Here is a 25,844-nt window from a genome sequence, read left to right on the forward strand (position 1 = left end):
ATCTTTTTTACGCAATTTTGCTCCAACTACAACAGAAATGGTTGATAAACTAATCTCAGTTGCACTCGACTTAATAAATCCTCAACATTTAAGAAACTGGTTTGCTAGTTGCTACTACTGTACCTCATAACAGCCGTAGGTGCTGTATGGAGACGAAAAACGCTGTAAGACAAGAATAAGTTTGGCTTAGTATCTTTTACAAACTTGACAGCCAGCTAACTTGTAGGATAAGTTTCATTTGATGACCTTTCGTCCCACATATTGAAGTGGGTAGGAGGCGATGTATGATTGGCAGTATTTCTTTAAGAGCGATCGCACTAATCTAAATCAAGTTTCTTACCGCATCTTTGAACCGGAGTGGAAAGCTGATATTCTCCACTGGTTCAGTCGAGAGGATGTCGATAAGCAGCAAAAAGAAGATTTTATCCAGGCTTTAATAGATTTTGACGACGGTTGCGGCGGTTTTTATCGCTATCGCGCCTATTTTCTGGCGGCTGAGGCGATCGCTAAATTTCCCGAAAGCAGTTTGGCTGATAGGATTGTCGAACAACTGCTCAAATGGAGTTATGGCTATTTTCGACAAGATAAGCGAGATTGGCAGATATTACCCCAACCTTTGGTAGAGAGGGCGAGAAAAACCCTGGAATTAACCGATAGAAAAAAAGTAGTTGCGGCTTTTGTTCATTTGGTTCACACAACTGAAAGTCGCACAATTATGAGACTCGCGGCTGAGAAGTTAGGAAAACTCGATCCAGGTAATAAAAGTGCGATCGCAGCTTTGGCGTTAATGCCAATTGCTGAGGATGAACCTGAACCTACATTTTGCCAGATTAGTCAAACTTTTAGGCAAATATCAGTATTAGATGAAACTGCGATCGCAACTTTATCCGAACAACTTCAAAATGCTCAGTCTGACATAGAATGTTTGCAAATGGCTAGAAGTCTCCTAGAAGCAGACTCTAGTAATCAAATTGCAATTAACGCTCTATTCAAATTAGTTAACAATCTCGGTCAATCGCCAAAATATCCAGATGATGCTCAGTATATTGCATGGCAAGCAACTATCTGTCTGGTACAAATTGATCCTACTTATGAACTAGTAATTAATGCCCTAATTCAGCTTATTAGGACTGCGAAAGAGCATTCATATTTAAGCATAGCCGTGAAGTATTTGGGATCAATAGGTTTGGGTAACAAAGCTGTACTTGTCACTTTAACTGAGCTAATTACTTCAACTCAAGACTATTATTTGTTATGTTACGCAGTTGAGAGTTTAGAAAAAATTGACCCAGGTAATAAAATCGGGATTACGACTCTAATAGAGAAAATAGAAAAGGTTCAGGATGAATTTTGTCTTAAGAAAGCAGCTTGCCTGATAGGAAAGTTAGATCCTGGTAATAAATTGGCAATTAGTACATTATCCCAGTTACTCCAAAATACTCAAGATGAATCATTTAAGTTGTATATCGCTAAGAGTTTAGCAAAAATAGATCCTGGTAATCCACAGGCAATTTTTACATTATGTACAACACCAGAAAACCATTTACATCAAATATTATTGATGACATCGATTCAAAATCTAGAGCAACTAAATGCCAGCAACATATTAGTGAAAGATAAATTCAACGAAATTATTCCTATCCTTATCGGATACATCCAAAACTTTCAGACTGCTGATGACAATCAAAACTACTACAATAATCTTACCAGCAATCTATCTTATGAATCCTATCTGTTAGATATAGCTGACAGTTTAAATAAAATCCTGCCAGTTGAATATTTGCCACAAGTCCTCACATCTTTAAAAGACTATTTGAACCAAAAATTTTACAAAAATAGTTCTTATCGCTATGAGGCTGTGTTGAAAATTATCTGGCACTGTGCCGAAAATCTAAAATATCCAGAGTTTTATCAACTTTGGCACAGCTAATAAATTAAAAAGCTACGCAGAGAAAATTGATATCTTTCTCTGCGTAACGTTGCGTTTTCCTCAACATTCCTCTGCGTTAAACAACAATCTCACCACTCATTCGCTGTTCTAATAAATCCAACAACCCATCTACATCTTTACCAACTTGTGCAAAACATTCAGGCGGTGTTGGTTCTGGTGCAAACTGAATTAACTTAACTTCTCCCTTGCCAATACCTATCATCAATACTTCCACCTCTGGCTGATGATGGGTAATAATTCCGATAATTTCTTGCAGCCGATTTTCCACATTCTCATTTAATTTCTCTATCGCTTCTTGGGGACAATAAACAAAGTGCGGAGTTGGCTGCAAATCGATGCCGATAGTACCCTGGCTATCACCATTTTGTAACCATAATGCCCAAGATAACGCCGCCAATTCTTGTTGATTTGCCTTCACAAACCTATCCAACTGACTACGCCACTTACTATCACCTGTCTCCGACTGGGTACTACCAAACATCATTTCTTTGCGCCTTTGCGCCTCTGCGCGAAACTTATCTTAAACCACTCTGCACACGCCACAAACTAGCGTAAACTCCATTTTTCTCCAACAACTCTTCATGGGTTCCCGACTCGACTAATTGTCCATATTCCATGACATAAATACAGTCGGCATTACGAATTGTGGAAAGACGATGAGCGATCGCAATTGTGGTTCTATCTACTGTAATCTTTTCTAGCGATCGCTGGATAGCGGCTTCGGTTTCATTATCTACAGCTGATGTCGCCTCATCTAAAATCAAAATTGGGGGATTCTTTAACACTGCACGAGCGATCGCAATTCTTTGGCGTTGTCCACCAGATAACTTTTGTCCCCGTTCCCCGACAATTGTCTCATAACCTTGGGGTAGATTTTGAATAAATTCATGGGCTTCTGCCACCTTCGCCGCTTGGATGATTTCTTTGGTAGTTGCATCAAACGTGCCGTAAGCAATATTCTCCGCTACCGTACCGTGAAAAAGAAATACATCTTGGCTAACTAAGCCGATACAACGACGTAAATCACGCAAACTTAAATCTTGAATATCAACTCCATCTACTGTAATACTGCCGTTTTCCACCTCATAAAACCGCAGTAACAGCTTAACCAGAGTACTTTTCCCGGAACCCGTCGAACCAACAATGGCGATGGTTTTACCAGCCGGAATCAGCAAAGATAAATCAGTAATTACCGATAATCTATCTTTATAAGCAAAAGTCACATTTTTAAACTGTACTTCGCCGCGCACATTCTCCACAGGTAAGGCGATATTTCCGGGATGAATGGCAATTGGTGTATCTAATAAATTCATCACACGGTTAGTAGAAGCCATCGCCCGTTGATATTGGTCAAAGGTATCACCTAACCTAGTTAAAGGCCACAACAACCGTTGAATTAAAAACACCAACACGCTGTAAGTGCCAACAGTCATTTGTCCCGCAACCGCAGCCATTCCACCATATAATAGTAATGCGGTAAAACCAACTAAAATCAGCATCCGAATCAGGGGAACAAATGCAGCCGAGAGTTTAATTGCTTTCGAGTTACTTTTTTTGTAAGCTTCACTGTCTTGGGCTAAACGATAGCTTTCATAATCTTCGGCGGTAAAACTTTTAATAGTAGTAATCCCACTTAAATTATTTACTAGTCGCCCATTTAAATAACCTACCTTTTCGCGCACATCAGCGTAACGCGGTGCAAGCAGGCGTTGAAAAGCAAAGGAACCCCAAAGAATAAAGGGCATCGGCGACATCGCCATCCACGCTACACTAGGAGCCAAGATAAAGAAAGCTCCACCAATAATGACTACTGTCGTGGCTACCTGGATAATGTCATTGGCTCCTACATCCAAAAAACGCTCTAGTTGGTTGATATCATCACTAAGGATGGACATCAAACCACCAGTACTGCGTTCTTCAAAATAAGCTAATTCCAAATCTTGTAGATGGTTATAAGCATCCAGTCTCAGGTTATGCTGAATATTTTGCGCCAAATTGCGCCAAAGTTTGGCGTAAGCGTACTCAAAAACTGACTCTAGTATCCAGATGACAACCGTGAGTAGGGAAATAATTAAAAATTGTCCAAAGACATCTTTGACACCCAACTGGGCAATGATAGAATCCTGCTGTTTGACTACTACATCCACCGCTACGCCAATTAACCCCGGTGGCGCTAAATCAAACAGTTTGTTCAGAACAGAACAACCAATTGCCAACCAGATTTGTTTACGATACTGGTGTCCGTAGTCAAGCAGGCGATGGAGGGGATGCACTGAATGTCTACGCTGGTTTAATATCTGACGAGAATTAAATGCTATAGCCACAGTCGTTTAAAATTGTGTGCATTTGATGATAACACGGAGAGGAAGTATCTGACTTTTGTAGAATTTAGCCAGCCTTAACAGGCAAATAAAGTCTCACAATCATACTGGAGTTGCGGGAAAATCCAAAAGGAGATACAACCTTGAGAAATCAACAATTTGGCAATTGGCAAACTACAACTTTAGGAATTTTGTTAGGAATACTGGTGATTATTGGGCTGAATGCCTTTATCATTATCAATCCAGGGCAAGCAGGCGTGATTAGTATTTTGGGTAAAGCTAGAGATGGTGCTTTATTGGAGGGGATTCATTTGAAACCGCCTTTGATTTCCGTGATCGATGTGTATGATTTAACAGTGCAGAAATTTGAAGTTCCAGCCGAAAGTTCCACCAAAGATTTACAAAATTTATCGGCACGATTCGCCATTAACTTCCGTCTTGATCCTTCACAGGTAGTAGAAGTGAGAAGAAAACAAGGAAGTTTAGAAAATATAGTATCAAAAATCATTGCTCCCCAAACCCAAGAAGCATTTAAAATTGCAGCAGCCAAAAGAACAGTAGAAGAGGCTATTACTAAACGGAGTGAACTAAAAGAAGACTTTGATAATGCGTTAGGCGATCGCTTAGACAAATACGGAATAATTGTGCTAGATACTAGTGTAGTTGACTTGACTTTCTCGCCCGAATTTGCCAGAGCCGTAGAAGAAAAACAAATTGCCGAACAACGCGCCCAAAGAGCCGTTTATATAGCCAGAGAAGCAGAACAAGAAGCCCAGGCAGAAATTAATCGCGCTAAAGGTAAAGCCGAAGCACAAAGACTTTTAGCCGAGACACTCAAAGCTCAAGGTGGACAGTTAGTTTTGCAAAAAGAAGCAATTGAAGCATGGAAAACAGGTGGCGCACAAATGCCAAAAGTTTTGGTTATGGGTGATAAATCTCAAAGTAGTGTACCCTTTATTTTCAACCTGGGGAATGTTCCTAATCAACCATAATTTAGGTAAATTAACCAAATATCCAATCATCAATGATTTACAAACATCTCTGCCTTGTCTACCTTCCCTTGTCTTTTTTGTTCAGATATCCAATAGGGCTGCCATATATTTCACAGTGCCACTTTTAGATTACAGATTGTAGATTTTTTGGCTTTATACCAGGAAACTTACCCACTCAAATTGTTTCCCTTTGTAGCTGAAGATAAGATCAAAATCCCAAATCTAAAATTGATTCTGTTCACCTCACACAAAAGGCAAATTCTCGAAAACCATGATTAAATCTATGCCAAACTCCAACCAACTCCCCCTGACTGTTGCTGATGCTCGAAAATTCCTCAACAAATTCAACTGTTTAGATATTGCCCCAGTCCTTGATAATGCGGAAAAAGCCTTGGTGCGTCAGTCTTTAATCTTAATTACCAAACTTTCTGACTATCAAATATTAGGAATTTGTGCTGACACCGCCGCCGAAGCCCTACTGGCGATGAAAACTTACTCACGGGCTTTAGGTTATGGAGTCCCGACTGATTTACCCACCACCGAAGGGCCAGTCTATATCAAATTAAACGGCAAAAATGGTCTGTGCTACCTTGATTCCTACGCTGGACATCATCGCGGTGTATTAGTATCTTGCCAATCTTATGATGAAAGAGGAATCAACGAAATGTATGGACACCTACCCCTCGATTTATTTGCCTAAAATTTGGGACAATGTAGGTAAGGTAAGAACCTTGCCTACTGACTGGCGATCGCAAATAACAAATCTATATTATGAGTATTATTACGCTCCAATCTGTTAAAAAAGATTTTGGTATCAAAGAAATATTAAAAGACGCTAACTTTAGCATTGATGCTAATGATAAAGTTGGCTTAATTGGTACTAATGGTTCTGGTAAATCAACACTATTAAAAATGATTGCCGGACTAGAAACAGTTGATAGTGGGCAAATTATCACCAACTCCGGTGCAAAAATCATTTACTTACCCCAACAACCAGATTTAGATGAAAGTCGCACAGTTTTAGAACAAGTTTTTGCTGATAGTGGCGAACAAATGATATTGGTACGCCAATACGAAGAACTATCAGATAAACTCGCCCATTACCCTGAAGATACTCAGTTAATGTCGCGCCTCTCTAGTGTTATGCAAAGAATGGACGCAACAGGCGCATGGGAATTAGAAACTAACGCGAAAATAATTCTGACAAAATTAGGAATTGCCGATTTTGATGCACCCATCGCCACATTATCAGGGGGATATCGTAAACGTATAGCCTTAGCCACAGCCTTGCTTGCAGAACCCGATGTTTTACTGATGGATGAGCCAACCAACCATCTAGATGCACTATCTGTAGAATGGTTACAAAGTTATTTAAATCGCTTTCGCGGTGCATTATTCTTAATCACACACGATCGCTACTTCTTAGATAAAGTCACCAATCGCATCATCGAAATCGATAGAGGCGACATTTACACTTACACAGGTAACTATTCATATTATCTCGAAAAGAAAGCCCTAGCCGAAGAATCAGCCGCCAGCACTCAACGCAAACATCAAGGAGTCTTGCGGCGAGAATTAGAATGGTTAAAGCGTGGCCCCAAAGCTAGAAGTACCAAACAAAAAGCCAGAATTCAGCGTGTCCATGCTATGCGCGAAACTGAATTTAAACAAGGTTTAGGCAAAGTAGATATTTCCACAGTTAGCCGTCGCATTGGCAAAAAAGTTATTGACATCCAGAATATTTCTAAAGCTTATAACGATAGAACTCTCATTAAAGATTTTACTTACGAATTCAGCCCCGAAGACCGCATTGGTATTATTGGCGGTAACGGCGCAGGTAAGTCTACTTTAATGAATATGATTACCGGACGTATACAGCCAGATTCTGGTAATGTAGAGATTGGTTCGACAATTCACATTGGTTATTTTGACCAACACTCCGAAGAATTGCTCACAGCTTTGAATGAAAATCAGCGCGTGATTGACTATATCAAAGAAGAAGGCGAATTTGTGCAAATTGCCGATGGCACAAAAATTACTGCATCTCAAATGTTAGAAAGGTTTCTCTTTCCCGGAAACCAACAGTATGCACCAATTCATAAACTTTCTGGTGGCGAAAAACGCCGCTTATTTTTATTGCGTATATTAATAAGTGCGCCCAATGTTTTAATCTTAGACGAACCTACCAATGATTTAGATGTTCAGACATTGGCAGTCTTAGAAGACTATTTAGAAGACTTTTCTGGTAGTGTAATTGTAGTGTCGCACGATCGCTACTTTTTAGACCGCACTGTAGACACAATCTTTGCCTTAGAAGAAGGTGGAAATATCCGGCAATATCCGGGGAATTATTCAGTTTATCTCGATTATAAAAAAGCCGAAGAAGCAGCACAACAAGAAGCAGCTAAAACTCAAGAAAAATCCAAAAATTCCACAGCACAAACAGCCACTCAAACTAAAGATAGCGAAACCAAAAAACGCCGTCGGTTATCCAATTGGGAGAAACGCGAATTTGAACAATTAGAAGCTAAAATTTCTCAACTAGAAGCCGAAAAATCCGAAGCCGAAGCAGCTATGAATAAAGTTGCGCCAGGGAACTATAGCCAAGTCCAGAAACTTTACGAACAAGTAGAAAATCTCAAACAAGCAATTGATACCGCCACAGAACGCTGGTTAGAATTAGCCGAAATCGAATCTTAAAATTAATGAAGCTTTCTTGAAGTTTTTCTGATTTATCCTGGTAGAGTCTGTCAGCCCTTGCCCTTTGGTGAGGGCATTTCTATGATTAGATTATGATTCTGCTATTTAATAGCGTATCTGCCATTCCAGTCAAATCAAGTTCGTTTAATTATTTATAATTCCTGGAATCATTACACCCCACCCCCAAATTCTCCCCCTCAATAGGGACGGGAGACAAAGCGTAGCTTTGGCGGGGTGGGGTTTAGAGGTTTTAGTAAGTAATCAAACGGACATGATATTACTTGAATTGCTTTGATACAGTCGAATCAAAATGAATATTTCCCTATGTGTTTAGCGATGGTATAGGTTCTGTTGCCGTTAATTTTGGCTGAATACTATGTTAAGTTCTCCAATGATTCTGTCTTTGATTGTCACCTTGATTAGTCTTGGTGCTGGAATAATGGGACTATCTATTATCAAGACGCGAAAAATTCTCAGATTTTTCAAGACAGAATCAGATAAACTCAATTGGCGAGTTATGTTTTCGCTCATGGTCTTTTTTCTGGGTGGTTATTTATTATGTATTTACTTAACAATTAACAAGCTGTTTGACTGGATACCATTGCTAACGGGCATGGTGTTCTTTTTTGGTTCATTATTTGTGCTGTTTAGTGTGAATACTTACTATCAAACACTACAACGATTATTTTTAGTACAAGAACAATACCGCATAGCTAAAGATAATGCAGAATCAGCCCTATCTCAATTAACAGAAACTCAGCAATCGCAAATGCAATTAATTCAACGCGAAACTATGTTGGCGTTAGGAAAAATGGTAGCTGGCGTTGCCCATGAAATTAATAACCCCATCAGTTTTATTTATGGTAATTTACAATATTTGCGCCAATATACTAATGACTTACTCAATCTTCTAGATACTTATGCTGCTGTGTATCCTAACCCAGATGACAAAATTGCTAAAGCTCTTGCTAAAAGTGATATAAGTTTTATCCATCTTGATTTGCCAAAACTCTTAGACTCAATGGAGTCTGGCACAACTAGAATTAGTGAAATTGTTGAATCACTCTCTAGTTTTTCGCGGTTAAATGAATCGGAATACAAAAAAGCTGATATTCATCAAGGTATTGATAGTACGCTTGTAATTTTACAGCACAGACTTAACCGCTTTGCAAGTAATAGCAAACCTATTTCAATCATTAAAGATTACGGCACAATACCACAAATTTATTGTAATCCTCGTCTTTTAAATCAAGTATTTCTAAATTTAATTAATAATGCTATTGATGCTTTAATTGAAAAAGAAGTAACCCCCGATAGTAATCTCGATGAGGCAGCAACTATTTGGATTCGGACATTTCAATCCCAGGAAAATCAAGTTACTATCTCAGTTACTGATAATGGTTGTGGCATGAATGAACAAATTTGCCAAAGCATTTTTAAACCTTTCTTTACTACTAAAGCTGTTGGGCGAGGCACAGGTTTAGGTTTATCTATTTGTCATCAAATTATTGTAGAGCAACATGGTGGCTCGATTAAATGTGTTTCTCTGATTAATAAAGGTACGACAATTGATATAATACTACCTATAAAAAGATAGTTTTCAGCTATTAATATTAGATATAATGATTAATTTACAAACTCAGGAATTACGAGAAAGTGCAATTCAATTTTTAGAAAAAAATCCTCAACAACGCCTACAAACTCTCAAATCATTAGGAATAGGTCGTTATACTTTTTTAAGTGAAATTAAATTAAATGAAGCTAATATAGTTTGTATGATGCGATTTTTACAAAATCCTCAACAACTAAAGTTTCCTAATTTAGTTGGTGCTGATTTATCTAGTTTGATATTAGAGGAAGTAAATTTTATTAGAGGTAACTTAACTAATGCAAATCTACAAAATAGTAGTTTAGTTAATGCTGATCTCCTATTTGCTAATTTTACTAAAGCTGACTTACGCAACGCTGATCTAACAGGCGCAACCCTTAATGAAACTATTTGGACAGAGGCTTTAGTAGAAGGATGTCAGTTGGGTGAAGGTAGTGGTTTAACTCAGTTACAGTATCAAGATTTAAAGTTGCGCGGGGCTAAGTTCACTCATTTAAAATAATGATAATTAAAATCCAAAAAATTATAAGATGATGATACTGAAAATTTTCTGGATAAATTGATGAGTGATTCTATTAAGTTGCCGAAAAAACTGATGTTGTTGGGTTCAGGTGAACTCGGTAAGGAATTTGTGATTGCGGCGCAACGGTTGGGTAATTATGTAATTGCTGTTGACCGCTATGCAAATGCGCCAGCGATGCAGGTTGCTGATTGTGCGGAAGTAATTTCTATGCTGAGTGCTGATGATTTAGAAGCAGTGGTGACAAAGCATCAGCCCGATTTGATAATACCAGAAATTGAAGCAATTAGAACTGAAAAGTTACTAGAATTTGAACAAAGAGGGATTACAGTTATTCCGACGGCGGCGGCGACTAACTACACAATGAACCGCGACAGAATTCGGGAATTGGCACACAAAGAGTTAGGCATTAGAACGGCTAAATATGGTTATGCTGTCACTTTAGAAGAATTAATTGCAATCTCCGATGAAATTGGCTTTCCCAATGTAGTTAAACCTGTAATGTCATCTTCTGGAAAAGGTCAATCTGTAGTTGCGAATAAAGATGAGATGGAAAAGGCTTGGAATTATGCGATCGCAAATTCTAGAGGTGATAGTCAAAAAGTCATTGTTGAGGAATTTATTAACTTTGAAATTGAGATTACATTGCTGACAATTAAGCAATGGAATGCGCCAACAATCTTTTGTTCACCTATTGGTCATCGTCAAGAAAGAGGCGACTATCAAGAGTCTTGGCAACCCGCAGGCATATCGGAAGATAAAATCTTACAATCTCAAGCTATAGCTAAAAAAGTCACCGATGCTTTAGGTGGAGCCGGAATTTTTGGGGTGGAATTTTTTATCACTAAAGATGAGGTAATTTTTTCGGAACTTTCACCACGACCCCATGATACAGGTATGGTGACATTAATTTCTCAGAATTTGAATGAATTTGAATTACATTTGCGGGCGGTTTTAGGCTTACCTATTCCTCATATTGAACAGTTTGGCCCTTCAGCTAGTGCAGTAATTTTAGCTGCCGAAAAATCAGACTCAATAAACTTTATTGGTGTGGCTGAAGCTTTAGCCGAAAAAGATGTCGATATAAAATTATTTGGTAAACCTTCGGCTCATCCTTATCGCCGTATGGGTGTTGCTTTAGCTAAGGCTGAGAATGTGCAGCAAGCAAGAGAAAAAGCAACAACAGCAGCAAGTAAAGTGCAAATTATTTCGAGTTGAATAGCATATTAAACCCATCAGACTGCAAGTAGAGACGTTAAATGTAACGTCTCTAATTAGCCTGCAAAGGCATTCTCAGTATATGCTTCTTAATATCGATTTTGTATAACACAATTATATAAATAGTTAACAAAAGATGTAATTTTATTGAGTTATTCTACAAAAATAATCTCAATTTTGTTGTTTGTTAGTTTTGAATATTTTTAGGGAACTCTGGGTATGAAGTAGATTGGTTAACACTCATCACTTCACAAAACAACATTGCTGATTCAGAAGATAAACCCGCAAATTTCTGGGTGGATTCCCCCTGTGCGGACTTTCAAGAGAATGAGTAATCAACAAGCATGAGTCAGACACCAGAGCCAACAATGTTCCCAGATATTCAATCTTTAGCGACAACAGATATCAATGACAATCCACTAGCGATCGCTCTCTATCAAACCATTGAATCTGCTTCGATAGGAATAGCCATATTTAATCAAAATATGCAGTATCTAGCTGTAAGTCAAAAATGGCTAGAAATCTATAAATTAACTCAAGATATTATTGGCAAATCTCATTATGAGGTTTTCCCTGATATCCCTGAAAGATGGAGGCAAATTCACCAACAATGTTTAGCCGGAGCCAACGCGCAAAACAATGCAGACTGTTTTCCTCGTGCTGATGGTTCGGAAGAATGGGTAAATTGGTCAATCCGTCCGTGGCATTTGCCTACAGGTGAAGTTGGCGGCATTATCATCTTTACTGAAAATATTACTCAACGCAAACAAACTGAATTTGCCCTCCAGCGCAACGAAGAACGCTATCGGTCTTTAATTACAGCTACTTGTCAAATTGTCTGGATAGTGCCACCTGATGGTCTTGTTACCAACGATATTTCCGCGTGGCGAGAATTTACAGGGCAAACCTTAGAAGAACTGTTGGGATGGGGATGGTTAAATGCGATTCATCCAGACGATCGCTTATTAACCGCTCAATCATGGGAAAAAGCGGTAAAAAATAAAAGTTTATTTGAGGTAGAGTGTCGGATTCGTCGATATGATGGGGAGTATTTTTACTGGCTGACGCGGAGTGTCCCCATCTTGGAAGCTGACGGTAGTATTCGAGAATGGATTGGGGTACAGACAAATATTCAAGATCGCAAACAAGCTGAAGAAGACTTGCGTGAAAGCAACACCTTGCTACGCTCAATTTTAAACAGTACACCCGATTATATTGTCGTTAAAGATGCTCAAGGGCGGTATGTTACTTTAAATTCTAATGCGGCAAACTTTATGGGTCGTGCTGTTGAAGAGATCATTGGTAAAAACGATTTTGAATTAATGCCATTAGAAGTGGCACGTAAGTATGCAATTCAAGACCAACAGATTATCACCACAGGTATTACCATCACCAATGAAGAATATCTCTGTAGTGCCGATGGTCAAATTAATGGCACCTTCAGGACGACAAAAACTCCTTGGCAAGATACTGAGGGTAACATTCTGGGTGTAATTGCCTTAGCTAGTGATATTAGCGATCGCAAACAAGCCGAAGAAGAATTGCGACAAACTAACACAGTACTAGCTTCCATTTTAGAAAGTACACCAGATTTTATCGTGGTCAAAGACCGCCAAGGTCGTCATGTTGCCCTGAACTCTAATTTGGCGAATTTTATTGGCTTACCAATTGAAGAGATTATCGGCAAAGATGACACGGAAATATTTCCGCCAGATGTGGCCTTGGCCATTATGAAAAAAGACCGCGAAATTATCGCCACAGGTAACGCGGAAACCTTTGAAGAAGAGGTTGCTAAGGATGGAGTTCGGGGCATATATCTCACCTCTAAAGCACCTTGGCGAGATACCCAAGGTAATATTCTCGGTATGGTTGCCATCACCCGCAATATTACCGATCGCAAACAAGCCGAATTTGCCCTCGCTCAAGCCAAAGAAGCAGCCGAAGCCGCCAGTTATGCCAAAAGCGAATTTCTGGCTAATATGAGCCATGAATTACGGACACCCTTAAATGGCATTCTCGGCTATGCCCAAATTTTACAGCGTTCCAAACATCTCAACCAAGATGAGCGATCGCGTATTGATGTCATTTATCAGTGCGGTTCTCATTTGCTCACCTTAATCAACGATATCCTCGACTTATCAAAAATTGAAGCCCAAAAAGTGGAACTGATGACCAGCGATTTCCACTTTCCCGCATTTCTGCAAGGTGTCGCCGAAATGTGTCGTATTCGTGCAGAACTCAAAAGCATTCAATTTCAGTATCAATTTGCCAGCGAATTACCAATTGGTATCCGCGCCGATGAAAAACGCCTGCGACAAGTCTTAATTAACCTCCTCAGCAACGCCATTAAATTTACTGATGCTGGTCAAGTCACCTTTACCATCAGTTATGCTTCTGGCGGTAAAATCCGCTTTGAAGTCCGCGATACAGGCGTTGGTATCCCCCCAGAAAAACTCCAAGCCATATTTCAACCTTTTGAGCAAGTGGGCGACAGACGGCGACAAACAGAAGGTACAGGCTTAGGATTAGCCATTAGCCAAAGAATTGTGGACTTAATGGACAGCACAATTCACGTTCAAAGCGAAATTGGCGTTGGCAGTATTTTTTGGTTTGATGTTTACTTACCAGAAGCTCAAGAATGGGTGAAAACTTCCCAAGCTGATGATTTTGGCCAAATTATCGGGATTAAAGACCGCAAACCCAAGATTTTAGTTGTAGATGATAAATGGGAAAATCGCTCTGTGATTTATAACTTACTGACTCCCATTGGGTTTGAAGTTACAGAAGCCAATGATGGTGCAGAAGGTTGGCGAAAAATTGCCGAGTTTCAGCCAGATTTAGTCCTGACTGACTTGTTAATGCCAGAAATTGATGGTTTTGAGTTAATTCACCGCATTCGCCAATCAGAAGCTTTTAAACACATCGTGATTATTGTTTCCTCAGCCAGCGTGTTTGAAAGCGACCAACATCGCAGCATTGAAGCTGGTGGTAATGATTTTCTCCCCAAACCAGTGCAGGCGATCGCATTATTTCAAAAATTGCGGCAATTTCTCAACTTAGAGTGGCTGTATGAAGAGCAAAGCCCTGAAAACCCGTTATTAACACATCAAGCCGATTTAATTCTACCTCCCCAGGCAGAGATAGAAACTCTCTATGAATTAGTGATGAAGGGTAACTTTAAGGGAATCATAAAACAAGCAGCATTAATTTCCCAAATAGATCCCAAATATCTTCCTTTTAGCAAACGGCTGCAACAACTAGCACAAGAATTTCAAGACCAAGAAATTCTGGCACTCATTCACCCTCAACAGTAAGCGTTATGAGTCTTACCACCGAACAAACTCCCACAGTTTTAATTGTTGATGATAATTCTGCTAATTTAGGTGTCTTGTCTGATGCTTTAGATCAGGCTGGTTTGGAAGTGATGGTAGCGAAATCTGGAAAAGTTGCTTTAGAGCGAGTTAAATACGCTTTACCCGACTTAATCTTACTGGATGTCATGATGCCAGAAATAGATGGATTTGAAACCTGTCGTCTATTAAAGGCAAACCCCAAAACTAAAGATATTCCCGTTATTTTTATGACGGCACTATCAGATACAACCAATAAAATCGCCGGGTTTCAAGTTGGTGCAGTAGACTATATCACTAAACCTTTTCAACAAGAAGAAGTTTTATCACGAGTTCAATTACACCTCAAGCTACATGATTTAACTGTCAAGTTAGAACATAAAAATGACCTATTAGAGCAGAAGGTTTCGGAAGTTAGCCAAGCTTATACTGACCTAAAAAACGTCCAGATTCAGTTAATTCAAAGCGAAAAACTTTCCAGCTTAGGACAAATGGTAGCCGGAATTGCCCATGAAATTAACAACCCTGTCAACTTCATTTATGGCAATCTCGTTCATGCCAATGAATACACTCAAGAAGTTTTAAAACTGCTGCATTTATATCAAGAAGAATACCCAGAACCCACACCCCGCATTCAAGCAGAACTAGAATTAACAGATTTAGAATTTCTAGAGAGCGATTTATTAAAATTGCTCAACTCCATGAATTTTGGTGCAAGACGCATTCGAGAAATTGTTAGGTCTATGCGAATTTTTTCGCGTACTGATGACGCAAATCTTACAGAAACCGATATTCATGAATGTCTTGAAGGTACGCTGACAATTTTAAATTATCGTCTGAAACAAAAATCCGACCATCCCGCGATCGCAGTTATCAAAGACTATGGTTTACTACCACCAGTCGAATGCTATGCTGTACAAATTAACCAAGTATTTATGAATATTCTCTCTAACGCCATTGATGCTTTAGATGAATATGATAAACAGCGTTCTTTGGCAGAAATTCACCAAAAACCCAGCAGCATTAAAATTCATACCAAAATGATTAGTGATGATTGGGTTGCCATTCACATTGCAGATAACGGCCCAGGAATTCCGCCCGAAGTCCAAGCAAAGTTATTTGAACCTTTCTTTACAACTAAACCTGCGGGTAAAGGCACAGGATTAGGTTTATCTATCAGCCATCAAATTGTTGTAGACAAACATGGTGGTCATATTACCTGTAAATCTTCACCAGGAACCGGGACAGAATTCATCGTCAAAATTCCCCTCCAACAAACAGTGTCTCAAGTTGCTTAAATTAAAAGTGCTGAGTATGGCAGGTGACAGGTTACAGGTGACAAATGACCAATGACTATCGACCAATTCCCAAATCAACAGCGATGCGATGGGCGCAAGCAAAGCCGGAAAACGCTACAGCATTTAAACCCTGACCAGGGAAAGTACTATCACCCACACAATAAAGTCCTGGAATAGCTGTGCGGTTGAATGGCATCCCTAACAAGCCCCATAATTTACGTCGGGGAATTGGCCCATAAGTCCCATCTTCGCGCCCCAAAAAGCGGCGATGGCTGCGGGGTGTCCCGACGGATAAATAATCTAACCCTGCATCTAACCCCGGAAAAATTTGTTCTAGTCGGTCAATAATTCGCCAAGCTGCTGCTTCTTTTTTGGCTTCATATCTGTTTGGCGATAAACCCAGCCAACCATCAATCCATTGAGGTGTAAAGGCATGAATGATATGATGTCCCGGTGGTGCTAAATCTGGGTCAAGTAATGTGGGGATAGAAACAAAAATCGTGCCTTCTGCGGCTGTCATTTTTGCCCAATCTTCTAACAAAATATGATGGCATTCTATATGCTGAGGTAAAACTGAGCTTTTCACGCCGATATGTAAACTCAAAAAGCTGGGCGATTTTTCATAGCGTTGTTGCCATATTTTCTCATTATTAGGTAATTTCTCTACAGGAATTAATTTGCCAAATGTATCCCAGCGTGTAGCATTAGAAACTATACGTTTACCTCGATAAATTTTACCATTAGCAAGTTCTACACCGACAGCACGTCCTTGTTCTAGGATAATTTTTTTTACCCTCGCTTGATACTTAATTTGACCACCAAGTTGTTCTAGTCCTTCCACTAGTTTTTGAGCAATTATGCTTACTCCACCTTTAGGATAATTAACACCGCCATAATGTCTATCGGAAAAGACCATCCCAGCATTAATCATGGGTGTCATGCTTGCTGGTACTACTGACCAGCAATAACATTCCATATCAATGAATTTTAATAATAAGGGGTCTTTAATATAACGCCGCGCGATATCTCCAACATTTTGTGGTAAATATTTCAGTAACCCAAAACACGCTAAAGGATGCTGGAAGAACATCCGCATCAGATACCGAGGTTCTTCTAAAGACAACAAATCCATACGGTTTAGGCAATTAAAAACTTGCCAGCATTCGTTATAAAAGCGGCGAATGCCTCTTGCTTCTTGCGGAAAGTAAGCAGTAAGATTTTGCAAAAAGTTGTCATAAACCCGGTCAACTTTAATGTCTAATCCATCGGGTAAATGATAATGAATTTGTACTGGATCTGGTATTGTTTCGATTTGCATATTGACCGCATCTAAGGCGCGAGTCAGCAAGTTAGTTGTGCCGTTTTTTCCCAGCCCAAAAATCATCGATGCGCCAACATCAAAGTGATAACCATGCTGTTCAAAATAGCCGGCACTACCACCGGGAATTAAATAACGCTCTAACACCAAAACTTTTGCGCCTTTGGCTGCTAGTTGAGTTGCTGTTACTAAGCCACCCATTCCCGAACCAATGATAATTGCGTCAAATACAAGATTGTTATTTGTCATTGGTCATTTGTCCTTTGTTATTGGTTATTGGTATTGCTAAATACAAACTACAAAATAGCCTAATTTCCGTTCCTGAAGTTTAGTCTTTTTACTTAATTAGGACTTACGCATCAAAACGAAAATCAAGGGTTTTGACGAGGGTATAGGGGTTCAGGGGTATAAGGGTGTACTTATTTAAAACCCTTACACCCAATCTCCACAGATAATCTTTGTGCGTAAGTCCTGTTAATATCTGCACTGGGTTGTGTTTCTACGCCTGAAAACCCAACAAGTGACCAATGACCAATGACCAAAACAAAAAAGAGGGACAAGCCTGCGACTGCTGGCTAATCCCGTCTGCCGATCCTTAAAGAGAGGAGAACACTGATTCATAATATAACTTTGATTGAGAATATATGTCAACTACTAATGAAAAAGATTTTCAATAATTTTTGGAGGTTGATTTTGGCTGCCAGCTACACACAGGAAAGAGTATGATGAGGTTTCAGTTCCAATAAAATCAAAAGTACCAATTTCCAGCTATGACGGTACAGCTGCGTGTTTACGTTCCACCCCATCCTTTAATTAAGCACTGGTTGGCAGTTGCCCGTGATGCTGCTACACCTTCAGTATTATTTCGCAGTGCCATCACGGAGTTAGGCAGATGGCTAACTTACGAAGCGGCGCGGGAGTGGCTACCAACTCTAGAGACAACGGTGCAGACTCCTTTGCAGGCTTGTCCCGCAACTTTTATTAATCCAGAAGTGCCTGTGGCAGTGGTGCCGATTCTGCGGGCAGGGTTAGGATTGTTAGAAGGGGCGCAAACTTTGTTACCTTTGGCTTCAATTTATCATTTGGGCTTAGTGCGTGATGAAGAAACACTAGAGGCTCGGTGTTATCTGAATAAATTGCCGGAAAAATTTGATCCGCAAACTAGGGTGTTAATTACAGACCCGATGTTAGCTACTGGGGGGTCAATTATGCGGGCGATGGCAGAATTAACTCAACGGGGAATTGACCCGGAGTTGACGCGAATTGTCAGTGTAGTTGCAGCTCCGCCAGCATTGCAAAAATTAAGTGCGGCGTATCCGGGTTTAATCGTTTACACTGCAACTATTGATGAAACAGTGAACGATCGCGGTTTTATTGTACCGGGATTAGGCGATGCGGGCGATCGCATTTTTGGTACTTAAGTTACTATGCAGCTAGGAAAGGAAAATCGCTTAACACAAGATCAAGATTGTAAGATTGCTTCAAGGCGGGTAAAGTTATGAGTCAGCGAGATGGTTTTGCTAGTGGTTTTTTCGCAGGGGCGCTGTTTGGCGGCTTAGTTGGTGGTGTTTTGGGCGCTGTCATCACTTCTCGGCTGGATTTAGAATCAACAGAAGAAGAAGCCGAACTCAGTAATGGTGTGGTAGAGCCGAAAAAAAATTCAGCCAAACGACGGATGAGAGCTTTAGACAATGGAAATCTGGAAATGGAATCAGCTAGGCGATCGCTAGAAGATAAAATTGCTCAGTTAAATGCCACAATTGACGAAGTAAGGCAACAGTTGGGTAATGTAAACGGCAGTGCTAGTCAAACAGCAGGCGATCGTTCCTCAATACAAGATTAGTCATCTGTAAACGGCTTTCTGCAACTGAGTTTCCACCTTCAGACTAATCAACAACGGCGGTAAACGTTAGTCGTGGTCAAAATAGATACTAATTCGCAGACAGCATGACAACGACTAAACTAAAATCAACTATAAGACCGCTTGTGAAACTTAGCAGGAAACCCCAAAATCCATGTTTTTACTGATTAGCACTCTCAATACCTTCATACAGCTTTATACGGCTCTACTATTTATTAGAGTTTTATTGACTTGGTTCCCTACCATCAATTGGTATAATCAGCCTTTTTCTGCTTTAAGCCAAATTACTGACCCATATCTCAATGTCTTCCGTTCCATTATCCCCCCCTTGGGCGGCATTGATCTTTCCCCAATGTTGGCGATTTTATTGCTGCAAATAGTAGGACAAGTAGTAGGTAGTCTAGTAGGTGGTTTGCAGGTTTTTGCCTAACTATCCACTGGATGTTATTGAAAGTCTGGGTGAATCAACCCAGACTGTTTATTAAAAGCTGTCGTCACTCAACACTTACACTTCGACTGCGCTCAGTGTACAGCACTCAGCACTCAGCACTCATCTTCGGACTTGACTACTAAATCCCGACGCTTTAAATTGCTTTAACTTTAAAGGTAATGGCTGATTTGCTGGTACAGAAATTCTCAACTCAAAATTGCTAGTTCCTGGGGGAACTTCGGCAATAGAACCAAGGCGGGTACGATTTTGTAAAACTGGGTCGTTGTTAGCATCATATATCCGACCATAGATATCTGCATCGTAGACGGTTTTATAAGTGCCATTTTCGGCTTTACCTATGACAATAAAGCAATTAGCCGCCGTTGCGCTACCGCCACTTGTCACTGCCCCCTGAGCTAGTTCTGGGGGACAATCTTTATAAGAAATGTCAAATAGTTTAATCTGGGTTAAGGCTTCGACTGTTGGTGTGATTACCCATGAGAGAAGCGCAAACAGACAAACAGTAAATATTAGCTGCATCAGTTTTGAGTAGTACTGCATAACCAAAGTTGGGAAATTCCATAAAAATGCTTTGCTGTGTTGTTTTTTCATATTTCACACAGGTAATTAATTACTCTAAGTGAACTTAGTGCTGAAAAACTCGGCATTCAGCACTATTTTTAACCTCAGCTTACCTGAATTTCGCAACCAAGAGATTGCAGACTTTAAATTCTGCGGAGTATCCATCAAGTTTTTTTGATGAATTTTTGTATTCTTTAGTTGACATCCACCTTATACATCAAGAAAATTTGATATGAGGAATAGACAACCTTAGCGACAACACGCGGTGGAGAGGTCGATGAATACAAAAGTTAAGAAATTGGCTCTCGTGTTGGGAACGCTGACTCTAATCAGCAGTTGTGCCGATAAATCAACTTCTAATACTCAAAGTCAGCAGTCTCCAAGTGCTGTAGAAGTGAGTAATAGTAAAAAGACTGGGATACCGATTAAAATTGATGGTTCTAGTACGGTGTATCCTATCACGCAAGCGATCGCCAAAGAGTTTCAAGCAGACTCTAATAACAAGGCGCAAATTGAAGTCAAATTTTCTGGTACTACAGGCGGGTTTGAAAAATTTTGTGCAGGAGAAACAGCAATCAGCAATGCGTCCCGACCGATTTTGTTAGCAGAGATGACAGCTTGTAAAAATAATGGAGTGGGGTATATAGAGCTTCCCATAGCTTTTGATGCTTTAACTGTGGCTGTAAATCCTCAAAATACTTGGGCAAAAGACATCACAGTAGCAGAATTAAAAAAGATTTGGGAACCTGCGGCTCAAGGGAAAATTACTCGCTGGAACCAAGTACGAGCATCTTGGCCAGATCGTCCTTTGACTTTGTATGGTGCTGGGGGAAAATCTGGTACTTTTGACTACTTTACAGAGGCAATTGTTGGTAAAGCTAGAGCTTCTCGCAACGATTATACAGCCAGTGAAAATGATGAAATGTTAGTAGATGGCATTAGTAAAGATCCAAATGCGTTAGGTTACTTTGGCTACGCTTATTACGAAAAACATCAAGATAAATTAAAAGCTCTTTCTATTGATAGCGGCCGTGGCTCTGTATCACCTTCACCGCAAACAGTAGAGAAAGCAATGTATCAACCACTTTCTCGACCATTATTTATTTACGTTAATCCTCAATCTTTCTCACAAAGGGGAATACTGTACGAATTTATAGACTTTTACATTAAAAATGCCCCAAAAGCTGTAACTTCTGTGGGTTATATACCTTTACCTGACGAAGGCTACCAGATAAATTCTGTTCACTTTTATCAAAGCAAGGTAGGAACAGTATTTGATGGCAAAGCAGAAATGAATCTCACGATTGGTGAATTGTTACGAAAAGAAGCCAAGTTTTAGCGATTAAGTTTGATTTTAGGTGTACTTTAATGGCTCATAATTCACAAGCTAGTCCCAGTCGGATACAAGCAGGCAGTAATCTCAGTTTTTTTGAAAAGTACCTGACTGTTTGGGTATTTTTATGTATCTTTGGCGGAATTGTACTGGGTCGATTATTTCCTGGAGTGGCGGTAGCACTGGACGCAATGAGTGTATATCAAGTGTCGATTCCCATTGCTGTCTGTTTGTTTTTCATGATGTATCCCATCATGGTGAAAATTGACTTCACCCAAGCTACAAATGCTATCCGCGCCCCAAAACCGGTAATTCTCACCTTGGTAGTGAATTGGTTGATTAAACCATTCACAATGGTGGTCTTTGCTCAGTTTTTCTTAGGATGGTTATTTCGTCCTTTGATTGTCGGAAGTGAAATGATTCGCGGTGGTGAAGTTACACTGGCTAATTCTTACATTGCCGGCACAATTTTATTAGGAATTGCACCTTGTACAGCAATGGTGCTGATGTGGGGATATCTTTCTTACGGCAACCAAGGACACACCTTAATTATGGTGGCTGTAAACTCTTTGGCTATGCTATTTTTATATGCGCCTTTGGGTAGATGGTTACTAGCGGCGAATAATTTAACTGTACCTTGGGAAACTATTGTTTTGTCGGTACTAATTTACGTTGGTTTGCCGCTAATAGCAGGAATGTACAGCCGTTACTGGATTTTTAAATATAAAGGTAAAGAGTGGTTTGAAAGACGATTTCTCAACTATTTGACTCCCGTGGCGATTACGGCTTTGTTATTAACTTTGGTACTGCTGTTTGCCTTCAAGGGTGAATTAATTGTGAATAATCCCTTGCATATTTTGTTAATTGCTGTACCATTGTTTATTCAAACTAATTTCATTTTCTTGATTAGTTATGTAGCAGCATTAAAGCTGAATTTATCTTACGAAGATGCTGCACCAGCAGCATTAATTGGCGCGAGTAATCATTTTGAAGTAGCGATCGCCACGGCTGTGATTTTATTTGGCTTAAGTTCTGGTGCTGCACTGGCTACGGTGGTAGGGGTTTTAATTGAAGTGCCAGTCATGTTAATGCTGGTTGAAGTTTGTAAACGCACAGCAAGTTGGTTTCCGAGAGAACCGGAGAAAGCAACCTTGCTAGATCCGCGTTGTTTTGGGGATTGCAAATAATCACAACTATCAGGAATAAAAAACAGGGGTTATCTATGAAACGTGTCATGTTTGTGTGTAAAAAAAATTCTGCCCGTTCACAAATGGCGGAAGGTTTTGCTAAAACCTTGGGTAAGGGAAAAATTGCTGTGACTAGTTCGGGATTAGAGGCGAGTCAGGTAAGGCCAGAAGCGATCGCAGTTATGCAAGAAATTGGGATTGATATTACTGATCAGCATTCCAAACCCCTAAGTGATTTTCAAGCTGAAGATTTTGATGTGGTGATTTCTCTGTGTGGTTGTGGTGTGAATTTACCGCCGGAGTGGGTAGTGCGCGAAGTATTTGAAGATTGGCAATTGGATGATCCGGCTGAACAACCTGAGATTTTTCCGAGAGTGCGCGATGAAATTAAAGAACGGGTAGCGCAATTAATCGCATCGGTAAATCAAGCATAAACTTATTTATTTCCATCATGACAACATTCGACCATCCCCCCAGAATTTTATTTTTATATGGTTCTTTGCGCGATCGCTCCTACAGTCGCCTCTTAGCAGAAGAAGCCGCCCGCATCATTACAGAATTTGGTGCAGAGGTGATGTTCTTCGACCCCAGAGAACTCCCAATTTACGGTAGCGTCCCTGACACCCATCCCAAGGTTCAGGAATTGCGTGAATTAAGTTTGTGGTCAGAAGGGCAAGTTTGGTCTAGTCCAGAGTTACACGGTCAGATTTCGGGGATTATGAAAAACCAAATTGACTGGATTCCTCTGAATATAGGTGCAGTTCGTCCAACCCAAGGTAGAACTTTGGCTGTAATGCAGGTAAGTGGTGGTTCCCAATCGTTCAACGCCGTGAATACATTGAGAATTTTGGGGCGATGGATGCGGATGTTTACGATTCCCAATCAATCATCAGTAGCGAAAGCATATCAAGAGTTTAACGAAGACGGCACTATGAAAGATTCACCCTACCGCGATCGCGTTGTGGATGTGATGGAAGAACTTTATAAGTTTACTTTGTTGTTACGAGACAAGGTAGATTATCTCACTGATCGCTACAGTGAACGTAAAGAGAAAGCAGCCAAAGAGATCATTGAAGTGGCGAACAAAGCTTTGCAAACTAATTAATTAAAATTAATTTTGAGCGATCGCATCTCTGTTATGAGAAAATTCTTAATTAAATAGGCAATAAGAAATAATACTATTGCCGTTCACCGTCTAACTAGGGATTTTGTAATAATTAGAGACATAACCTCTAAGTTGCTCTTGACGACCTATGAACCCAGATGAGATTAAAACAGCATTGCAAACAGCCTTTAAGCGTTGTGATGTAGCCAGCTGTCCTCTCTCTGAGACGCAGAAACAGATATTACTGCAAGTAGTCAAGCAAATTCCTCAAGATTCCACATCCGATATTGCTAACCCGTTAGACGAATTAGACTCCGAAGAACTGTTAGCATTTTTAAAATTTGTCAAAACAGAAGAACAACAAAACCGCACCTGGAAAGTGCAACTACTCAATGATTGGCTGCATAACCAAAACTCAGGCGCAGTCCAATTCATCCGCGAACGCTATGGTTTGCAATGGTTGAATCGAGTTGAGTCCTATCATTTTGATAAATATGCTGATTTTGAAGATGCACTCAAGTTAAGAGTAGGCGATCGCATCGAAGTTTCCAACGCCCTCTGGGAATGGGTGCAAGACAATGGCCCTTGTCAACGAGAATGGTTTCTCTGCACGGTAGTTTACATCGATGAAATCAGCAATAATAACAACTCTTCTCCAAATTGCATTATTCGCTTTTATAACGGTTCTGAATTTGAAATTCAAGGCATTTATGATTGGAATCGTTATAATTGGCGCTGGCCTCAAAATCAAAAATGAACTCAATTTGTGTAGGCTAGAAGTAGGAAGAATACTTCTCTTCAGATAGAAAGCTGGGTATATATAGCAATCCTACATCATTTATAAAACTCTCTTTCTTCTTCTTCTTTGTGTCCTTTGCGTCCTTTGCGGTTCGTTAAAAAGAATACTTTTTCACAACTCCGATGGGATGGCTATATATATTTTTTTGGCGTTGCTGATTACGGGGATGATTTTTGTCTCACGCAAAGGCGCAAAGAGCAAGAGTTTTAAAAGTAGAATTTTATGATTTCATCCCGCATTTATGCAACGCCATTTTTTTATTCCTCAACTTTCCTCCTGAAGCTTACGTCGTAATTCATCCAGTGATGATTCTACTTCAGCGACATCTAAATCTTGACTATTATTTATTTCCACATCCTCCTCAATATAAAACTCAATGCTGAGTTTAAATTTTATTTTTCCCTTTTTCCAGTTTTGAGAACCCAATGTTAGGATTTTGCAGTCTATCCCTTCATCAGAGAAATAATTACATGATGGAAAATCAACGCTTTTCTCACCTAATTCTTGTTCCAAACTGTATGATAAATTCTCGTTAGATGATTGACTTACTCCCGACTTAATCTTGCTAATTTTATAAATGTTATCTTTAATTTCTACAACATCATCATCATTACATTCTATGGGTTTGAATATATCTTCCATATCAACCTCTAGTTAAAAATTAATCATCACTTCGATAGCCACAGATACCCAACTTCTCAAATAAGTCAGGTATCTTCTGATTTACAAATAAGTTAGAAAGCACATATCTTACGCCGTGTGCAACCTTCTCTCAAACCTAACCCCTAACCCATTCCCTACGAGGATATGGTGTACACACAAATCTCGGTTGAGTGCATCTGTCCCGCCTCAGAATTTATTCCGAGTCTCACAGCGCAAGTCCTCTGAAGAGGACTCAACAAGAAACTCATTCCAGTCCACTTGAGTGGACTTTCGCTATTAGCCTGGAACTTTAGTTCAAGGCGGGATAGGCTTTTATAGCGTCTCTACATTGGTAGGTGAGAGGTTTGGAGAGGGGTTTCAAAAAGAAGTTGCACATCGCGTTATCTCAGGTCTTATACCAATTTTATGTGAAGCTGCTCAGTATTTTACCCCTCCCTAACCCTCCCCTTATAAAGGGGAGGGAACTAGATTCTCTTATCTCCCCCCTTTCCAAGGCAGGACTGTTTCATTCTCAAAAGAAAAATGGTTGAATCAGGATGATAACAGTATTAAATCAGGGTGCTAATGACTACCAGCTTAATCACAGAACTCAAAAAAGTACCAGATT

22 protein-coding genes are annotated in these 25,844 nt (G+C 39.8%); 17 read left to right on the top strand and 5 right to left on the bottom strand.

Annotated features, from left to right (window positions below; translation table 11 throughout):
* Positions 1–280: 280 nt before the first annotated feature.
* Positions 281–1,930: a hypothetical protein gene (locus H6G79_RS33775; RefSeq protein WP_190594899.1), complete on the top strand. Its 1,650-nt coding sequence runs from the start codon at positions 281–283 to the stop codon at positions 1,928–1,930.
* Positions 1,931–2,006: 76 nt separating this feature from the next.
* Here H6G79_RS33775 and H6G79_RS33780 read toward each other — a convergent pair whose 3' ends face one another.
* On the bottom strand, positions 2,007–2,435 hold the full coding sequence (locus tag H6G79_RS33780) for a hypothetical protein (protein WP_190594898.1): 429 nt from the start codon (positions 2,433–2,435) through the stop codon (positions 2,007–2,009).
* Positions 2,436–2,466: 31 nt separating this feature from the next.
* Positions 2,467–4,275 carry an ABC transporter transmembrane domain-containing protein gene (locus H6G79_RS33785; RefSeq protein WP_190594897.1) on the bottom strand — a complete coding sequence of 603 codons (1,809 nt, stop codon included), beginning with the start codon at positions 4,273–4,275 and terminating at the stop codon, positions 2,467–2,469.
* Between the two features lie 140 nt (positions 4,276–4,415).
* Here H6G79_RS33785 and H6G79_RS33790 point away from each other — a divergent pair, with 140 nt between their 5' ends.
* From H6G79_RS33790 to H6G79_RS33825, 8 genes are all read left to right on the top strand, one after another.
* Positions 4,416–5,264: a prohibitin family protein gene (locus tag H6G79_RS33790; RefSeq protein ID WP_190594896.1), complete on the top strand. Its 849-nt coding sequence runs from the start codon at positions 4,416–4,418 to the stop codon at positions 5,262–5,264.
* 283 nt (positions 5,265–5,547) lie between these two features.
* Positions 5,548–5,964, top strand: coding sequence for a DUF1824 family protein (locus H6G79_RS33795; protein ID WP_242048725.1), 417 nt, complete (start codon positions 5,548–5,550; stop codon positions 5,962–5,964).
* Positions 5,965–6,035: 71 nt separating this feature from the next.
* Positions 6,036–7,964: an ABC-F family ATP-binding cassette domain-containing protein gene (locus tag H6G79_RS33800; RefSeq protein WP_190594894.1), complete on the top strand. Its 1,929-nt coding sequence runs from the start codon at positions 6,036–6,038 to the stop codon at positions 7,962–7,964.
* Positions 7,965–8,340: 376 nt separating this feature from the next.
* Positions 8,341–9,561, top strand: coding sequence for a sensor histidine kinase (locus H6G79_RS33805; protein ID WP_190594893.1), 1,221 nt, complete (start codon positions 8,341–8,343; stop codon positions 9,559–9,561).
* Between the two features lie 25 nt (positions 9,562–9,586).
* Complete coding sequence (locus H6G79_RS33810; RefSeq protein ID WP_190594892.1) at positions 9,587–10,075, top strand: pentapeptide repeat-containing protein; 489 nt, start codon at positions 9,587–9,589, stop codon at positions 10,073–10,075.
* A 60-nt stretch (positions 10,076–10,135) separates the two neighbouring features.
* Positions 10,136–11,311 (top strand): formate-dependent phosphoribosylglycinamide formyltransferase, encoded by a 1,176-nt coding sequence (purT, locus tag H6G79_RS33815; RefSeq protein ID WP_190594891.1) that lies wholly within the window; start codon positions 10,136–10,138, stop codon positions 11,309–11,311.
* Positions 11,312–11,655: 344 nt separating this feature from the next.
* Positions 11,656–14,625: a PAS domain S-box protein gene (locus H6G79_RS33820; RefSeq protein WP_242048727.1), complete on the top strand. Its 2,970-nt coding sequence runs from the start codon at positions 11,656–11,658 to the stop codon at positions 14,623–14,625.
* A 5-nt stretch (positions 14,626–14,630) separates the two neighbouring features.
* Positions 14,631–15,959: a response regulator gene (locus H6G79_RS33825; RefSeq protein WP_190594890.1), complete on the top strand. Its 1,329-nt coding sequence runs from the start codon at positions 14,631–14,633 to the stop codon at positions 15,957–15,959.
* Between the two features lie 55 nt (positions 15,960–16,014).
* On the opposite strand, the gene crtH is transcribed toward H6G79_RS33825, so the two are convergent.
* A complete protein-coding gene (gene crtH, locus H6G79_RS33830) occupies positions 16,015–17,526 on the bottom strand; it encodes a carotenoid isomerase (RefSeq protein ID WP_190594889.1) in 1,512 nt (503 codons plus the stop codon).
* Between the two features lie 521 nt (positions 17,527–18,047).
* Between crtH and upp the strand changes: the two genes are divergently transcribed.
* The 3 genes from upp to H6G79_RS33845 all read left to right on the top strand — a co-directional run bounded on the left by upp (position 18,048) and on the right by H6G79_RS33845 (position 19,568).
* Positions 18,048–18,698 carry a uracil phosphoribosyltransferase gene (gene upp, locus H6G79_RS33835; RefSeq protein ID WP_190594888.1) on the top strand — a complete coding sequence of 217 codons (651 nt, stop codon included), beginning with the start codon at positions 18,048–18,050 and terminating at the stop codon, positions 18,696–18,698.
* A 77-nt stretch (positions 18,699–18,775) separates the two neighbouring features.
* The gene (locus H6G79_RS33840) at positions 18,776–19,120 is read left to right on the top strand and encodes a hypothetical protein (RefSeq protein WP_190594887.1); all 345 of its coding nucleotides are present in this window, start codon (positions 18,776–18,778) and stop codon (positions 19,118–19,120) included.
* A gap of 172 nt (positions 19,121–19,292) precedes the next feature.
* Entirely contained in the window at positions 19,293–19,568 is a 276-nt protein-coding gene (locus H6G79_RS33845) for a YggT family protein (RefSeq protein ID WP_062287113.1), read from the top strand.
* A gap of 120 nt (positions 19,569–19,688) precedes the next feature.
* Here the strand turns inward: H6G79_RS33845 and H6G79_RS33850 are convergent, their stop codons facing one another.
* Positions 19,689–20,129: a biotin carboxylase gene (locus H6G79_RS33850; RefSeq protein WP_190594900.1), complete on the bottom strand. Its 441-nt coding sequence runs from the start codon at positions 20,127–20,129 to the stop codon at positions 19,689–19,691.
* 298 nt (positions 20,130–20,427) lie between these two features.
* Here H6G79_RS33850 and H6G79_RS33855 point away from each other — a divergent pair, with 298 nt between their 5' ends.
* The 5 genes from H6G79_RS33855 (at position 20,428) to H6G79_RS33875 (ending at position 24,532) form a co-directional block, all read left to right on the top strand.
* Positions 20,428–21,489 carry a PstS family phosphate ABC transporter substrate-binding protein gene (locus tag H6G79_RS33855; protein ID WP_190594886.1) on the top strand — a complete coding sequence of 354 codons (1,062 nt, stop codon included), beginning with the start codon at positions 20,428–20,430 and terminating at the stop codon, positions 21,487–21,489.
* Between the two features lie 29 nt (positions 21,490–21,518).
* Positions 21,519–22,670, top strand: a complete 1,152-nt coding sequence (gene arsB / locus H6G79_RS33860) for an ACR3 family arsenite efflux transporter (RefSeq protein WP_190594885.1) — start codon at positions 21,519–21,521, stop codon at positions 22,668–22,670.
* 35 nt (positions 22,671–22,705) lie between these two features.
* Positions 22,706–23,104 (top strand): arsenate reductase, glutathione/glutaredoxin type, encoded by a 399-nt coding sequence (gene arsC / locus H6G79_RS33865; protein ID WP_190594884.1) that lies wholly within the window; start codon positions 22,706–22,708, stop codon positions 23,102–23,104.
* Between the two features lie 17 nt (positions 23,105–23,121).
* On the top strand, positions 23,122–23,775 hold the full coding sequence (gene arsH / locus H6G79_RS33870; protein WP_190594883.1) for an arsenical resistance protein ArsH: 654 nt from the start codon (positions 23,122–23,124) through the stop codon (positions 23,773–23,775).
* A 148-nt stretch (positions 23,776–23,923) separates the two neighbouring features.
* Positions 23,924–24,532 (top strand): hypothetical protein, encoded by a 609-nt coding sequence (locus H6G79_RS33875; protein WP_190594882.1) that lies wholly within the window; start codon positions 23,924–23,926, stop codon positions 24,530–24,532.
* A 306-nt stretch (positions 24,533–24,838) separates the two neighbouring features.
* On the opposite strand, the gene H6G79_RS33880 is transcribed toward H6G79_RS33875, so the two are convergent.
* Complete coding sequence (locus H6G79_RS33880) at positions 24,839–25,216, bottom strand: KGK domain-containing protein (protein WP_190594881.1); 378 nt, start codon at positions 25,214–25,216, stop codon at positions 24,839–24,841.
* Positions 25,217–25,844 lie beyond the last annotated feature (628 nt).

It is taken from the genome of Anabaena sp. FACHB-83 (assembly GCF_014697485.1).
GTDB lineage: Bacteria > Cyanobacteriota > Cyanobacteriia > Cyanobacteriales > Nostocaceae > Nostoc_B.